A 14,072-nucleotide genomic window follows, 5' to 3' on the forward strand; every position below is an offset into this window, starting at 1 on the left:
CACCGCTGAAACAGCTGGTTACGAGTCTCAGGCCTCGGCCGGGGTCTCCGCGGGAGTCTCGGCCGGGGTCTCGGTGGGCGCCTCTGCCGGGGTCTCGGCGGGGACAGCATCGGGGGCCGGGGCGGCCTGCGCGAGCAGCTCCTGCTCCCATTCGGCCAGCGGCTCGCCCGCACCCGCTTCCGGCTTGGCGTCGCCCGACGACAGACCCGCACGCGCCTGCACGCCCTCGGCCACCGCGGAGGCGACGACCTTGGTCAGCAGGGCCGCGGAACGAATGGCGTCGTCGTTGCCCGGGATCGGGTAGTCGACCAGGTCGGGGTCGCAGTTGGTGTCCAGGATCGCGATGACCGGGATGTTCAACTTGCGGGCCTCGCCGACGGCGATGTGCTCCTTGTTCGTGTCGACGACCCAGATGGCCGAGGGCACCTTCTGCATGTCGCGGATACCGCCGAGGGTGCGGTCCAGCTTGTTCATCTCACGCGTCAGCATGAGGATTTCCTTCTTGGTGCGACCCTCGAAGCCACCGGTCTGCTCCATGGCCTCGAGCTCCTTGAGGCGCTGCAGGCGCTTGTGCACGGTGGAGAAGTTGGTGAGCATGCCACCCAGCCAGCGCTGGTTCACGTAGGGCATCCCGACGCGAGTCGCCTCGGCCGCGATCGACTCCTGGGCCTGCTTCTTGGTGCCGACGAAGAGAACGGTGCCACCGTGGGCGACGGTCTCCTTGACGAACTCGTAGGCCTTGTCGATGTAGGTCAGCGTCTGCTGCAGGTCGATGATGTAGATGCCATTGCGGTCGGTGAAGATGAACCGCTTCATCTTCGGGTTCCAACGCCGCGTCTGGTGTCCGAAGTGCGCGCCGCTATCGAGCAGCTGCTTCATAGTTACGACAGCCATAGCTCCCGTATCTCTCTTTCCTTGCCGGTTGACGCAGCGAATCGGCGATCCGCTGCCCTGGCGCCACCGAATCGTCGGACCCCACCGTGAGGGTGAGGACCAGCCGGCGATTCCCTGTTTTGAAGACGCTGCCGCGAATTCGAGAAATGTCGAGTTCGTTTCGAACAGCGCCGTGACAAGCACGGTGGCGCGCGAAGTCGGTCTGTGCAGGCACAAACCGCTCACCCAGTCTACGGCTTCTCGGCACCCAGACCTAAATCAGACCGGTAGGAAGCCTTTGACCAGCTGGAACGGCAGATTTCCACATGCGAGAAGGTTATCCACATTCAGTGCATCGGGGTGTCGGAGACGGGGTCGCCGAACGAAGGTGGAGGCATGACCTCCAAGTCCCTCTCCGCCGCGATGACACTGCTCATCCCACTGTTGTTCGTACTCGGCGTCGCCTCCGCGCCGCCGACCGCCGCCGACCCGCTTGTCTCGCAGTCAGAACCCGTGCTCGGGGTGTGCACGGGTTCCGTGTGCGTGCCGCCGCTCGCCGAGCTGCTGCACCGTGCGCCGATGCCGACGCGTCCGTCCGACCAGAGCATCGGTGATGTCGGCTGCTCGGAACTACGCACGCTGAATTCCACGGATCCCGGACCGTTCACAGCCATCTCCTCGACGGCATATATCCCGCCCAGGCTCGAATGACTCCCGCTACCGGGGTACGGACACGCGGACTCCTTTCCTCGATTCTGGGGCTGGGCCTCATCGCGGCTATTGCTACGGAACCGATCGCGGCGGCAGCCCCCGAGGGACGATTCGGCTGGCCACTGCAACCGCGCCCAACGGTAGTGCGACGTTTCGACAAACCTGCGCAGGACTGGCTGCCAGGGCATCGCGGGGTCGATCTCACAGGAGCCGAGGGACAGGCGGTGCTCGCCGCCGGTGACGGGATTGTCGTGTTCGCGGGAACGGTGGCCGACAAGCCGGTCGTTTCCATCGATCACGCCGGCGGGCTGCGCACAACTTACGAGCCGGTACGGGCCGAAGTGCCGGTGGGCAGGCGGGTCGCGCGCGGCACCCGAATCGGATCGCTGGAGGCCGGACATCCGGGATGCGCAACGACGTGCCTGCACTGGGGTGCACGCGCCGAGGGCGACGGGCGCCGCAGGCATGAATATCTGGATCCGCTGGGCCTATTGCACCTCACCCCTCTGCGGCTCAAGCCGGTTCGGCCGTAAGCGTTGTCCACAACGGCCGCGTTTCCGAACCGCCCATGCGCAGTTCGAGGTCGTTGAGGTGCCTTCAGGTAGGGGCGACCGTCGGAGAGTCCAGCCGGCCTGCCCGCCCGAGCCCGAATCGGGGCGCCGATCTTCGCGAGGCGTCGGCGAACGATTTCGCCGGGTCAATCGGAGACTTGGCGGGAATGTCCACTTCGAGGAACAGATCATGGGGATCGAGCGACGCTGCTGGCGTACGGCAGGGTTATCCGGTTCGCAGGGGCGGCGGTCGCTCTTCCCATGCGCGGCCGTCGCGGCGAAGATCGGCATATGGAGCATGTAGCCCGCAAGCCGCCGTTCACCTACCCGGAAGTCGGCGCGACAAGGGGTGCGCTGCCGGAGGGGTATCACCGGTTCCGGCTGCGCCGCCCGATCGGCCGCGGTCGCGGCCTGTTCGAGCGCGCGGGCGCGGAGATCCTTGCCTACCGAATGCAAAAGGGCACCAGGATCTTTCAACACGCCGACACCCCGACCGCCGAACCCGGCACCAACGTCACCGTGCGGCTGGGTGTCGGGCCGCTCGGGATCACCGCCCCTTGCCGGGTGGTGTACCTGCTCGACGAACCGAACCGGCGCGGGTTCGCGTACGGAACCTTGCCCGGGCATCCGGAGTCCGGCGAGGAACTGTTCGCCGTCGAATACGACCCCGCCGACGACACGGTGTACGGACTGGTCATCGCGTTTTCACGCGGCGCGACCTGGTACGCACGTCTAGGCGGACCTGTGGTCGAGCTCCTCCAACGTTTCGTCGCGGGCCGATACCTCGCGGCATTGGCGACGTCTGTCTGACCACGGAAGCCGAGCGATCTCGCTGGGATCACAATGATTCCGGCCCGACGCGACGAATGAAGTTCAGCATTGTCGACGGCGCCGAGTACCGAGCACAGCGCCATAACGGCCCGGGCGGTTACGGGATTTCGTTGCGGTGGACAACGCGGCGCGCATCCGCTCGCGCAATGCAGGCCCGTCGATCGACGCCTCGGTGGGCACGAGTATGCCGTGGGCAACGGCGCGTGACAGGTCGAGCGGATTTCCGCGGTGGCACTCCCCAGATGGTCGGCCGGTCCGGCCCACGGATGTTCGGGCCGGCACCGATCGCGAGGGCCAGGCATGCAATGGCCTGACTGGCGATGACCGGCCCCGCAAGGTGAGGCACCGAAGTCGAGCCGGGCGAGATCCGGCCCCACCGAGGACCGGCCTGGCCGTCACGGCGTGACGATGGCGAAATCGGGGTCCGGGGCGTCGAAGATGCCGACCAGTTCGACCAGCTTGGTGACATCCCCGTCGATGGTGATCTCGCCCGACGCGGCCGCGACGCCGAAATCTTCCCCGGCCACAAGGACTCGGATCAACGTGCCCTTGGTGAGCGTGAACACGGCATCGGGTTTCGGAAGCCTCATGTTCTCGGCGACATCGAAGTGGGTCAGGCGTCCGTTGCGCAGCTCGAGCCGGTGTGTGCGGTCCTCGTCGGTGAGGATCCAGTCCGCCACCACCCGCTGGTCCCACGCCTTGGGGCCATCGACGCGCAACGCCATGGCGTCGAAGATCTGCTCGACTGTCAGCGCTGCGAGCATGGTCGGCGAGTCGCCTCTCGTCGGCGTGCCGAACGAGCCGTAGCGCAGCTCGTAGGCGCCGCTGAGATAGAAGTTGCGCCAGGTCGCGTTCTCCGCGCCGTAGCCGAGCTGCTCGAAAGTGCTGGCCTGCAGTGCTTTCGCGGCATCGTTGCCGGGCTCGGCGAAAATCAGGTAGTTGAGCACCTGCGCGACCCACCGGTAGTCACCTGCGTCATAGGAGGTCCGTGCCTTGCGTAGCACCTCGGCCGCACCGCCCATGAATTCCACGTGCCGTAGGGCGGATTCGACCGGCGGATGCTCCCACAGGTGCGCCGGGTTTCCGTCGAACCAGCCCATGTAGCGCTGATAGACCGCCTTGACGTTATGACTGACCGAGCCGTAGTACCCGCGCGCGTGCCAAGTGTCCGCGATGGCCGGTGGGAGCGTGAGCATCTCGGCGATCTCGGCGCCGACGTAGCCCTGGTTCAACAGCCGCAGCGTCTGATCGTTCAGGTACCCATATAGGTCCCTTTGCAGCGCAAGGAATTCCACCAGGCGCGCGGTATCCCAGGTAGGCCAGTGATGGGAGGCGAACACCACGTCGGAGTCACGAGCGAACAGGTTGATCGCCTCGGTCAAGTACTTCGCCCACACATGCGGGTCGCGTACCAGCGCGCCGCGCAGCGTAATCAGGTTGTGCAGGGTATGGGTCGCGTTTTCCGCCATGCACAGCGCGCGGCGGTCAGGGAAGTATAAGTTCATCTCCGCAGGTGCTTCGGTACCAGGGGTGAGCTGAAAGACCATCCGTATACCGTCGATTGTCTCTTCCTGGCCGGTCGTGGTGATGTCGACGGTCGGGGCGATCAGCGTGATCGTCCCGACCGACGTCGTCGGACCCAGTCCGGCGCCCACCGCGCCGAGCGGGCCGCGCGGCAGCACCGCGCCGTACATGTAGCCCGCCCGTCGCGACATCGCGGTGCCCGCGTAGATGTTCTCGGCTACCGCGTGCTCCAGGAACCCGGCGGGCGCCAGAACCGGGCATCGGCCTGCTCTGACATCGTCGGTTGTGGTCACCCCTATCGCGCCACCGAAATGGTCGACATGTGAATGGGTGTAGATGAGGCCGGTCACCGGACGGTCTCCCCGGTGCGCACGGTAGAGCGCCAGACCCGCCGCCGCGGTTTCGGCGGAAATCAGCGGGTCGATGACGACGACACCGGTTTTCCCCTCGATCAAGGTCATGTTGGACAAGTCCAGGCCACGGATCTGGTAGATCCCCTCGGCGACTTGAAACAGTCCCTGCCGTATGACCAACCCGGACTGCCGCCAGAGGCTCGGATGGACCGACGCCGGGCAGGGCTCGGACAGGAAGGCATAGGAGTCGTTGTCCCATACGACGGTTCCGTCCTCTGATGTGACCACGCCGGGCTGCAGCGCGGCGATGAACCCACGTTCGGCATCGGCCAGATCGGCGTCGTCGGTGAAAGGCAGCGCGGCGGCCGCACGCTGCTGCGCCGTGACTATGAACTCACTCGGCTCGCTTGCTGTGCTCATTGTCGTCCTCCTGTCGTGTCGACCAACGGCGCTGTGCCCGTCAGGGCAGGGGATCCGTGAAACCGATCGCGGCCGCCACGACCGCGATGGCGACCACCGCCACAGCTGTCACGGCAACGATCCGGCTACTGCAGCTGTAGCGGCCCGCGCGCAAACCGCGGTTGCGTAGGTAGGACACTCCGGCCAGCACCGCACTCGCGATCGCCGCGCCGACGGGCGCGATCGCGGCCGGCCGCCATCCGCTGCTGACGGCAGCGTTGAGGAACAGTGCGCCGACGACCGTCACCGCCACCGCGGTCCGCCGCCACGCCAGCGCGGTGCGTTCGGCGGACAGACCAGGGCTGTTCATCGCAGCAGCACCGCCATACACGCCAACAACGACACGATCGCGATGCCCGCAGACAGGATCGGCACCAGAACCGTATCCGGCAACGGACCGCCACGCCGCATGGCCACACCGACCCGGCGCCAATGCACGTACGCGCCTATCGCGACGACCACCGCGAGCACCAGACTGCTCAACGCGATCGCACGCCGGATTCCGGCCATCCGGAAGGGCTGCACCAGCGTGTGCACCGCGACGCCGCCGGCGAGCAGACCCAGCGAGGTGCGCATCCAGGCCAGGAAGGTGCGCTCGTTCGCGAGGGTGAAGCGATAGTCGAGTTCCTCTTCGCCCTCTTCCGATTCGGCATCGGGATTCGGGAGCGTCACGCCGCCCCGGCGCCGATCACGAGATGCCGAGTGTTCGCACGGACTCGGCGACGACGCCTGGCCACGGGATTCGTCGATTCATACCGGGTGAAGCAGCGAATCGCGTGTCGGCCTAGGCCACAACACTGGTACACGGCGCGGAGCAGGTCGTCGAAGATCACGGGCACCTCTCCATCGCCGAGCTTGTTCCGCTACATGGCAAACGATCAGCTACGCCAGCTTAACCAGAGCAACGGGGGTCGTCCACGGCTCTCGCGCAACCGTGACCTGGTGGTGATGCGAGGTCGAGCGCGACGTTCAGACCACGGTCGCGTCCTCGAATGTCATCGCCAGCCGCGAGACGGCCGACGCCATCACCGCGCGGCGCGGCAAGCCGATCGCGCGCAATTCCTCCGCGATGACGTGATCGCCGAGAGTGAGGTCCGCACCGCCGAAGCGAGTTCGCAAGCCGGAGGGCCGCATCTGCCATCGGGTGCATCGGGTGACGCCATCGATGTGCGAGTAGGCGTCGAACGAGGACGCGGTGTTGCGCCTGCTCGGGGTCGGAAGTCCGGGCCGGACGGTCAGGTCCGCGATGAGCTGCCCGTTCTGGTGCAGTGTTCCGCTGCGGGTTCCTTCGCCGTGGTCGACAACGAAGTCGGCGAGTTCCTTGGGGAATCCCCAAATGCCACGGCCTGCGGCGAGAGTGAAGTCGCCGTCGACCGGGAGCCGATGGATGAGCACGCCCGCCTTCCCGTTCGCCAGTGCCGCGAGGTCACCGAGTCCGGTACCGCCTCCCGCCGTGTGGTGGCGGACCATGAACGAGACACCGAACTCGTTGTAAGGGCCGAGGTCGCCGTCGACATAGTCGACGAACACCAGCGTGCACATCGCCCGCCCGCCCGGCAGCCGCAGGAGGCGCAGACCGGAGTAGTCGACGAGCTGCTGCGCCGCCGCGGCAGGCACCGTATAGGTGGCCATGAATGCGTGGGCGAGCCGGATGCGCACGGGCATCCGCACTTCCCGGCCGAGGACGGTGTGCATGCTCACGTGGACGCCTTTCCGCGAACCGGCGCTACTGGACGCCGAGTTGACATGCGGAGCCGAGTCCGCCGAATCAATATAGAACACGTATCAGTAAATTGGTGGCAATACCCTTCTCCGCTGACTGATTACCCAAGGAGAACTCGTTACAATTCAGGACCGCGTGCTCAGACTGCTCGGCAGCCCCTTCGCACTATCGCCGCTGGGCGCGAACGGTGGGCGACCGCCTATCCGAATCCCTGCGCGTGGCGCAGACGCGCCTCGAGACCGTCCATGACGCAGAGCAGACCGAAGTCGAAGGCCATGGCTCGGCCGACTTCGGGGTCGATCGGCGCCGTCGCCCGATAGTCTTCGAGCATCTCGGGATAGTCGACCGCGAGTCCCTCCATAGCCCGCCTCATGCTATCGAGGTCGATGTCGGAGCCGCTGTACGCCTTCTCCCATGCGGTCTCGGGAATCACCTGACCGAGTACGAACGACATCACTGTTCCACTCGCAAGGTAGATATCCACGCCCTGAAAACCCGCCCGGACGAACGCGCGACGCAGCCGGTCGCTGAGCCGCAACGAGTTCGGCCCCATGCTAGGCAACTGCCCGACCAGCGACGCCATCCACGGGTGCGCCCTGATCGTCGCACGGAGGCTGTAGGCGAAGGTGGTCAGCAGCTCCCGCCAGGACGCCTGCTCCGGCTCCGGCGTCTGCACCATGCCCCAGAACTCGTCGAGCACCAGCTCCAGCAACTCCTCCTTGTTCGCGACGTACCAGTACAGGCTGGTCGCGCCCGCGCCGAGCTTCGCGCCGAGTTTGCGCATGCTCAGCGACTCCAGACCTTCGGCGTCGAGAATCTCGACCGCCGCGGCGATGATCTGCTCGCGACGCAGCCCGGAGGCTTTGGGCTGGCGAGGTTCCCTGGTCCATACCGAGGCGAACTGCTTGGTCACATGTCGATCTTATATTCACTCGCACATCGTTCGAGTTTCTCGTACGCTGTGCGAGTGGAATCGAACGTTGTACGAGACCCTCGCCGCTGGTGGATTCTGGGGGTCCTCTGTCTGTCCTTGCTGGTGCTGATGATCGACAGCACCGTGCTCAATCTCGCGATCCCCTCGCTGATTCGGGAACTGGACGCCACTCCGTCGGACATCCAGTGGATCCTGGACGCCAACGTACTGGTCTTCGCCGGACTCCTGCTCACCGCGGGCAGCCTGTCCGACCGCTTCGGCCGGCGACGGATGCTGATCACCGGCCTAGCCGTGTTCGGCGTGGCTTCCCTGGCAGCCGTGCTGGCGACCGAACCGTGGCAGATCGTCGCCGCCCGCGCCGCGATGGGTGTCGGCGGGTCGCTGCTGATGCCCTCGACCCTGTCGATCCTGATGACCACCTTCGCCGAGGACGAGCGGCGGACGGCGATGGCCGCGTGGTCCACCGTCTCGATGGTCGGCATCGTCGCCGGGCCCACGCTGGGTGGCTTTCTGCTACAGCACTATTGGTGGGGTTCGGTGTTCCTGCTCAACATCCCGGTCGCGGTGCTCGCCATCATCGCGGCCTCGGTGCTGATGCCGGAGACCACCGGTGAACAGCGGCCAGTAGACCCCGTCGGAGTCGGACTGTCCATCGTGGCGCTCGGTTCGACGGTCTACGTGATCATCGAGCGTGAATGGAACATCGGCATGATCGTGCTGGCGGCCGCGACGGCGATCGCGTTCCTCGGATGGGAGCGCCGGTCGGAGCATCCGATGCTGCCGCTGGCGGTGTTCCGCAGCCGCGACTTCACCGGAACCTGCTTCACTCTGCTGCTGATGGTGTTCGGCATGGGCGCGATCATGCTGATGCTCACTCAGTACCTGCAGTTCGTGCTCGGCTACGGTCCGATGAAGGCGGGTTTGGCGCTGCTGCCGTACGCCGTGGCCGCAGCCGTCTGCAACGGGCTCGGCGCAACACTCGGCAAGGCGCTCAGCAACAAGACACTCATCGTCTCGGGGCTGCTCGTCATGGGCGCGGCCTTCGCCATCCTCGCCATGGGCAGCGGGTACCTGTGGGTGCTGATCAGCATGCTGGTCATGGGTGTGGGCGGCGGCCTGGCGGGTCCGGCCGCGTACGCCGCGATCATGAGCGCCATCCCACTCGAACACGCGGGCGTCGGCTCCGCGATGAACGACACGCTGCAGCAAGTCGGCATGGCGATCAGCATCGCGATCCTCGGCAGTGTGCTCGCCGGCGTATTCACCTCCAACATGCCCGGGGACGCCCCCGACGCGGCGCGCGAATCCATCGGCGCCGCCTTCCAGCTCGGCTATGTCGAACCCGCCAAGGATGCCTTCACCGCCGCCATGTCCACCGGCGCGTGGATCAGCGCGGGCTTCAGCATCGCCGCGGCGCTGCTCGGTGCGGTACTGCTGCGCACCCGTCGGCCTTCGTCGACCGAGCAACCAGTAACGACCGCGATCGCGAACGGGTGAATCGAGGCGGCGGCGGGTCACGGTGAACGGATGCGCGTGACAATCCGACCACGATCCGCCGCTGCCTCTGAAGACACCACGCGTCACACTTCAGATCGCGTCGTGACTGTGGCAGTGTCGTCGGTACCGAAACAACCGCAACCGGGCTCCACGCCACTAGTCGCCTGGCCCTGTATCGCCGTCCTCACCGACGAGCCGGGTCGGGAACGCGCAAACCTTTCCGTGCCGCACAGACCAGTTGGAATTCAACCGATTGGATCGGACATGTTCAGGAAAATCGCGGAGGCGGCCGCCACACTGACAGCAGCCGCAGCGCTATTGGGGGCTCAAGTAGGTGCCGCGCACGCGTCTGGTCCCTCCGTATTGGGCGGCGGCTCCGGCATCATTGTCAACGACCAGGGCATATGCACGCTCACCACGATCGGGCACGACGCCGGAGGTCGGCTCGTCGGGCTCACCGCAGCTCATTGCGGTGAAGCGGGGGCCACGGTCGTTGCCGATGCCAATCGTGACACCGGCGTCGTCGGCACCTTGGCCTACACCAACAAGGACATGGACTACGCCATGATCGTGTTCGATCCGGACAAAGTCATGCCCGTGAACCGTGTAGGCGACACCATCATTACCGGGCTGGGCGCGCCTGCGCGGTTCCCGGACATCGCCTGCAAAGAAGGTCGGACCACAGGCCGGACCTGCGGGCTGGCCTACGGCGAATTGTTCCCGTCCGACACCTGGACCTGGACGCAGGCGTGTGTCCTTCCAGGGGATTCCGGCGGGCCGGTCGTGGTGGGAACAACGCTCGTCGGCATGGTCAATGCATACCTGACCGTGCCGTGCCTGGGACCGCAGGTCGGCGCGAACATAATGACCATCGTCAACGACGCCACCGCGCGTGGTGGTGTCGGAGCGGATTTCCACCCGATCTAGGTGTACTGACCACAGACGTTGGTGACGGCGTGTCGGGTTGACATGGCGAAGACCTCCGGGTGAAGTGCGAGCTGTCTAGGAACGCATTCACCAATCGGAGGTCTTCGTGTCCCACGTGCCGTTGGCTCGAGCTGGTTGAAGCACAGCTCCACGACGTTGCGCCCGCGGTCCTGCACTCGGATCACGGCGCGGTGGCGACACCGAACCATCGCGGCAGATTGCTTTGCAGATCGCGTTGGTCTTCGCCTGCCCAGGCCACGTAGCCGTCCGGTCGCAGCAGCACGGCGGGCACGTCCAGCTCGTCACTGACGTCGATGACGTGGTCGACCCGGTTCGCCCATCCCGCCACGGAGAACTCACCCGTCTGGTCGAGCAGCAGCCCGCGGCCTTCGCGTGTCAGCTCGTAGAGACGACCCCGCGACAGGCGGATGTCGCGAAGCCGCTTGCCGATCAGCTCGTGACCTTCACCGAAGTCGTAGCAGACCCCGATCCCGGTGACCTTCTCGATCAGGAACCGGCTCACGTCCTCGAAGTCCATCAGCTCGGTCAGCAGCCGGCGTATCGCCTGGGGGCCGGGTTCGGGGGAGATCAGTTCCGACTGGGCGCGGGTGGTGTTCAGCACGTCGTCGGCGACCGGGTGACGCTCGGTGTGGTAGCTGTCCAGCAACCCTTCCGGTGCCCAGCCGTTCACCTCGGCGGCGAGCTTCCAGCCGAGGTTGGACGCGTCCTGGATGCCGAGGTTGAGTCCTTGTCCCCCCAAGGGCGGGTGGACGTGCGCCGCGTCGCCGGCGAGGAACACCCGGCCAGTGCGGTATCGCTCGGCCAGCCGGGTCGCGTCGGTGAAACGGGACAGCCGGCGCGGTGAGTGGACGCCGAAGTCCGTGCCCGCGTAGGCCCGCAGCTGCGTCTGGAACTCCTCCAGAGTCGGCGGCGTGGTGCGGTCCTCGGCGACGGTCGCGGCGGGCACGACGGCACGGTGCAATCCGTTCCCGGCGGGGCCGATACCGAAACCCTTGTGAGTCTTGCGAACCTTGTCCACCACCGCGGCCAACTCGTCGGGCGGCGTCGTCACCTCCATCTCTCCGAGAAGCCATTCCGTCTGGGCGGGCTCGCCGGGAAATCTGACGCCCAGCAGCCTGCGAACCAGGCTACGGCCGCCGTCGCAGCCGACCAGCCAGCGCGAGCGCAGCCGTGCGCCGTCGGCCAGTTCGACCGTGACTCCGTCGTCGTCCTGCTCGGCGCCTATCACCTCGTGGCCGCGGCGGGTCTGAGCGCCGAGCTCGACGGCACGCTCGGCCAACAGGCGGTCGGTAACCGGCTGCGGAATGCCGAGTATGTAATCGTGCGCGGTGTCCAGGGTCGCCGACGACGGCTTGTCGATCCCGGCGAAGCGGCGGGCGCCAGCATACTGCTGCCCGTGCGCGAGAAACCGGTCCAGCAGACCGCGCTGATCCATGATCTCGATGCTGCGCGGATGCAAGCCCAGCGAGCGGACCAGCTGGCTGGGCTCCGCATCCTTCTCCAGCACCAGCACGTCCACGTCGTGGAGCCGCAGCTCGCTCGCCAGCATCATCCCGGTCGGACCGCCCCCGCTGATGATCACATCGAACATGAAACCTCCGATTCCAGAAACATGCATTCCGGCGGACGACCCCAGATCGCGCACAATAGTGCCGAATTCCGGCGGGATCGGGCCGCAGCTGACCAGTCTGCCGCCCATCACGGGTCTTGCGGCAAGCCCCCGGGTGAGCTATATCCTGAAGCTGGCAAGGAGGTGCGATTCTCCTTGCCTTTCGCATGTATGGCCCAACTCAAGCTTTCCCTCGGTGCGCCGGCCGCGGCCGATCGATAGGCGGAGTCTCGCTGCCACGCCGAGCACACACCGTGCGCACCGGTTGCATGCTGTCGTTCGAGGTCGTGTTGATGAAGGGGCTCGGGGTGGTTGTCGGCGAGCTTGATGGGTGACGCGTCGCGAGGTCTCTGACGAGGTGTGGGCTGTGCTGGAGCCACTGCTGCCTGAGGTGAAGACGGCTGGGCGGCCGTGGACTGAGCACCGGACCGCGGTCGAGGGGATGGTGTGGAAGTAGCACTGGCGCGGGATCGCCATGCGCACCGACAAATTCGCCCGCCACTACCACGCCGCGATCTGCCTTGCCACCACGCTGATCTGGCTACGCACCAGCTTGATCAACACGGCCGAGGTGGTCACCACGCAGGCCGAGGAGAGTTTTCCTGACGCCGCTGTGACGGGCCGAACGGAGTCCTACCGCTCGTGATCGGCAATGACGCCGCTTTGGAGGGCGCGTTCGACCAGAAACACGCGCTTTTGGTTCGGTGGCAAAGCTTCCACCTGGAATATTTGGAATAGTGCTCGCATATGCGTCTTGACGGTGGAGACGCTCAGGCACAGATCATGGGCAATCTGGCAGTTCGACGCGGGGTAGGAGTATGGCGTCCGAGCGTCGTACGGCCGACAAAGTGCCTCGAGAATCGAATACTGCGCGTCGGTCAGCGAATTCCGGGTAGGGAGGGGGGCCTGGCCGATCGTTATTTCATCCTCGGCCGGGTGGTCGTCCCGGAAAATGAACACCGATTGCCCGACCCGAATCGTATCGCCGGAGCGGAGTTTACGCCGCCCGCCGACGCGTTCGCCGTTGACGAAGGTCCCATTCTTCGACAGCCCGTCGTCGACAATGACCCAGCAGTCGCACACCCGCTCGACGATGGCGTGCACACGCGAAGCCGTCGCGTCGGCGGTCACGATGATGTCGGCTGCACCCGACCGCCCGATCGTCACACTGGGCACGTCGCGATCCAGTGGAATCTCGCGCCACGTTCCATGGCCGATCTGCTGGGCCAGCGTGGAACCAGCGGCTGACTGCTGCCACGCGGGCTGGCCTGCCAAGGAGTACAGTCCGCGATGCAGGGTCTGTGATCCGATTGACGTAGCCATCGCTTTTCTCTCCACATCGGAGTACGTCGTGAACTGCGGGAACTGATTCTTATCTCTCAGGGTGCGCCTTCCCGGCGATGATCACACGAGAAATCGACTACTTCGGTGCGCGAGCGGGTCTGCTCGTCGCCGGGACGCCGCTGCGGACCCGTCAGAACAACCGGAACACAGCGCGATCGTGAATGGTTAAATGAGCCGACAAACGGGCCACGATGAACGGATGAGGGTCACCATCCGACCACGAATCACCGCCGACCTCGACGGATGTGCCATGGTTTTGCGGAAGGTACACGAAGTCGACGGGTACCCGGCACAGTGGCCCGCGACCCCATGGCCTGGTTGGCCCCGTCGAAGCTCATCGCGGCCCGCGTCGCCGAGCAGAGCGGGGCGGTGGTCGGGCACATCGGAATCGGCGGTAGCGGGGAAATGCCGCCAGCCGTGCTGGACATGGCGGGCACAGCGGAAATCGCCTCGCCGCGAGGGAGTGGATCACGCCTGCTCTCGGCGGGCGTGCGGATGGCCGAAATGCGCGGGCAACGGGCTGCGCTCACGGTGGAATCCGAGGGTGCGGCGGCGATCGCTTTGGACGAACGACACGGGTGGCGGCGCGTGCACAGTGGGCCGAGCGGGTGGCGCACCGCCGGTGGACGAGAAGCGTGGGTGCACTACTACGTCAGCCCGTGAATGTTCCAGTTCGATAGCAGAATGACGAGCACCGATTCACCGGGGCCGTTTC

15 protein-coding genes are annotated in these 14,072 nt (G+C 66.0%); 7 read left to right on the forward strand and 8 right to left on the reverse strand.

Going from position 1 to position 14,072, the window contains the following annotated elements:
- Nucleotides 1-27: 27 nt before the first annotated feature.
- Nucleotides 28-894 (reverse strand): 30S ribosomal protein S2, encoded by an 867-nt coding sequence (gene rpsB / locus AB0H00_RS23800; RefSeq protein ID WP_357269951.1) that lies wholly within the window; start codon nt 892-894, stop codon nt 28-30.
- A 375-nt stretch (nt 895-1,269) separates the two neighbouring features.
- Between rpsB and AB0H00_RS23805 the strand changes: the two genes are divergently transcribed.
- From AB0H00_RS23805 to AB0H00_RS23815, 3 genes are all read left to right on the forward strand, one after another.
- Nucleotides 1,270-1,584, forward strand: a complete 315-nt coding sequence (locus AB0H00_RS23805; RefSeq protein ID WP_357269954.1) for a hypothetical protein — start codon at nt 1,270-1,272, stop codon at nt 1,582-1,584.
- Entirely contained in the window at nt 1,581-2,117 is a 537-nt protein-coding gene (locus AB0H00_RS23810; RefSeq protein WP_357269956.1) for a M23 family metallopeptidase, read from the forward strand. The genes AB0H00_RS23805 and AB0H00_RS23810 overlap by 4 nt, the downstream gene beginning before the upstream one ends.
- A 309-nt stretch (nt 2,118-2,426) precedes the next feature.
- Nucleotides 2,427-2,945, forward strand: a complete 519-nt coding sequence (locus tag AB0H00_RS23815; RefSeq protein WP_357269959.1) for a DUF1990 domain-containing protein — start codon at nt 2,427-2,429, stop codon at nt 2,943-2,945.
- A 416-nt stretch (nt 2,946-3,361) separates the two neighbouring features.
- Here AB0H00_RS23815 and AB0H00_RS23820 read toward each other — a convergent pair whose 3' ends face one another.
- The 5 genes from AB0H00_RS23820 to AB0H00_RS23840 form a co-directional block, all read right to left on the reverse strand.
- The gene (locus tag AB0H00_RS23820; RefSeq protein ID WP_357269962.1) at nt 3,362-5,263 is read right to left on the reverse strand and encodes an alkyl sulfatase dimerization domain-containing protein; all 1,902 of its coding nucleotides are present in this window, start codon (nt 5,261-5,263) and stop codon (nt 3,362-3,364) included.
- Nucleotides 5,264-5,303: 40 nt separating this feature from the next.
- Nucleotides 5,304-5,612: a DUF202 domain-containing protein gene (locus tag AB0H00_RS23825; RefSeq protein ID WP_357269965.1), complete on the reverse strand. Its 309-nt coding sequence runs from the start codon at nt 5,610-5,612 to the stop codon at nt 5,304-5,306.
- Entirely contained in the window at nt 5,609-5,974 is a 366-nt protein-coding gene (locus tag AB0H00_RS23830) for a DUF202 domain-containing protein (protein WP_357269968.1), read from the reverse strand. Before AB0H00_RS23830 ends, AB0H00_RS23825 begins: the two co-directional genes overlap by 4 nt.
- Before the next feature lie 297 nt (nt 5,975-6,271).
- Nucleotides 6,272-7,003: an acetoacetate decarboxylase family protein gene (locus AB0H00_RS23835; RefSeq protein ID WP_357269971.1), complete on the reverse strand. Its 732-nt coding sequence runs from the start codon at nt 7,001-7,003 to the stop codon at nt 6,272-6,274.
- 221 nt (nt 7,004-7,224) lie between these two features.
- Entirely contained in the window at nt 7,225-7,938 is a 714-nt protein-coding gene (locus AB0H00_RS23840; RefSeq protein WP_357269974.1) for a TetR/AcrR family transcriptional regulator, read from the reverse strand.
- 54 nt (nt 7,939-7,992) lie between these two features.
- Here AB0H00_RS23840 and AB0H00_RS23845 point away from each other — a divergent pair, with 54 nt between their 5' ends.
- Together AB0H00_RS23845 and AB0H00_RS23850 are read left to right on the forward strand one after the other, a co-directional pair.
- Complete coding sequence (locus tag AB0H00_RS23845; RefSeq protein WP_357269977.1) at nt 7,993-9,456, forward strand: MFS transporter; 1,464 nt, start codon at nt 7,993-7,995, stop codon at nt 9,454-9,456.
- 264 nt (nt 9,457-9,720) lie between these two features.
- Nucleotides 9,721-10,383, forward strand: a complete 663-nt coding sequence (locus AB0H00_RS23850) for a serine protease (RefSeq protein ID WP_357269980.1) — start codon at nt 9,721-9,723, stop codon at nt 10,381-10,383.
- A 181-nt stretch (nt 10,384-10,564) separates the two neighbouring features.
- On the opposite strand, the gene rox is transcribed toward AB0H00_RS23850, so the two are convergent.
- On the reverse strand, nt 10,565-11,995 hold the full coding sequence (gene rox / locus AB0H00_RS23855; protein ID WP_357269983.1) for a rifampin monooxygenase: 1,431 nt from the start codon (nt 11,993-11,995) through the stop codon (nt 10,565-10,567).
- A gap of 493 nt (nt 11,996-12,488) precedes the next feature.
- On the opposite strand from rox, the gene AB0H00_RS23860 reads away from it, so the two are divergent.
- Nucleotides 12,489-12,659 carry a hypothetical protein gene (locus AB0H00_RS23860; RefSeq protein WP_357269985.1) on the forward strand — a complete coding sequence of 57 codons (171 nt, stop codon included), beginning with the start codon at nt 12,489-12,491 and terminating at the stop codon, nt 12,657-12,659.
- Here the strand turns inward: AB0H00_RS23860 and AB0H00_RS23865 are convergent.
- A complete protein-coding gene (locus AB0H00_RS23865; protein WP_357269988.1) occupies nt 12,647-13,288 on the reverse strand; it encodes an FHA domain-containing protein in 642 nt (213 codons plus the stop codon). The two genes, AB0H00_RS23860 and AB0H00_RS23865, sit on opposite strands and share 13 nt — an antisense overlap.
- A 378-nt stretch (nt 13,289-13,666) precedes the next feature.
- Between AB0H00_RS23865 and AB0H00_RS23870 the strand changes: the two genes are divergently transcribed.
- The gene (locus tag AB0H00_RS23870) at nt 13,667-14,020 is read left to right on the forward strand and encodes a hypothetical protein (protein ID WP_357269990.1); all 354 of its coding nucleotides are present in this window, start codon (nt 13,667-13,669) and stop codon (nt 14,018-14,020) included.
- Nucleotides 14,021-14,072 lie beyond the last annotated feature (52 nt).

This window comes from Nocardia sp. NPDC023852 (assembly GCF_040639505.1).
In the GTDB taxonomy this organism is placed as follows: domain Bacteria; phylum Actinomycetota; class Actinomycetes; order Mycobacteriales; family Mycobacteriaceae; genus Nocardia.

Coding starts and splice junctions, on each gene's coding strand:
- rpsB (WP_357269951.1), bottom strand. CDS start 894: ATGGCTGTCGTAACTATGAAGCAGCTGCTCGATAGCGGCGCGCACTTC.
- AB0H00_RS23805 (WP_357269954.1), top strand. CDS start 1,270: ATGACCTCCAAGTCCCTCTCCGCCGCGATGACACTGCTCATCCCACTG.
- AB0H00_RS23810 (WP_357269956.1), top strand. CDS start 1,581: ATGACTCCCGCTACCGGGGTACGGACACGCGGACTCCTTTCCTCGATT.
- AB0H00_RS23815 (WP_357269959.1), top strand. CDS start 2,427: ATGGAGCATGTAGCCCGCAAGCCGCCGTTCACCTACCCGGAAGTCGGC.
- AB0H00_RS23820 (WP_357269962.1), bottom strand. CDS start 5,263: ATGAGCACAGCAAGCGAGCCGAGTGAGTTCATAGTCACGGCGCAGCAG.
- AB0H00_RS23825 (WP_357269965.1), bottom strand. CDS start 5,612: ATGAACAGCCCTGGTCTGTCCGCCGAACGCACCGCGCTGGCGTGGCGG.
- AB0H00_RS23850 (WP_357269980.1), top strand. CDS start 9,721: ATGTTCAGGAAAATCGCGGAGGCGGCCGCCACACTGACAGCAGCCGCA.
- rox (WP_357269983.1), bottom strand. CDS start 11,995: ATGTTCGATGTGATCATCAGCGGGGGCGGTCCGACCGGGATGATGCTG.
- AB0H00_RS23860 (WP_357269985.1), top strand. CDS start 12,489: ATGCGCACCGACAAATTCGCCCGCCACTACCACGCCGCGATCTGCCTT.
- AB0H00_RS23870 (WP_357269990.1), top strand. CDS start 13,667: ATGGCCTGGTTGGCCCCGTCGAAGCTCATCGCGGCCCGCGTCGCCGAG.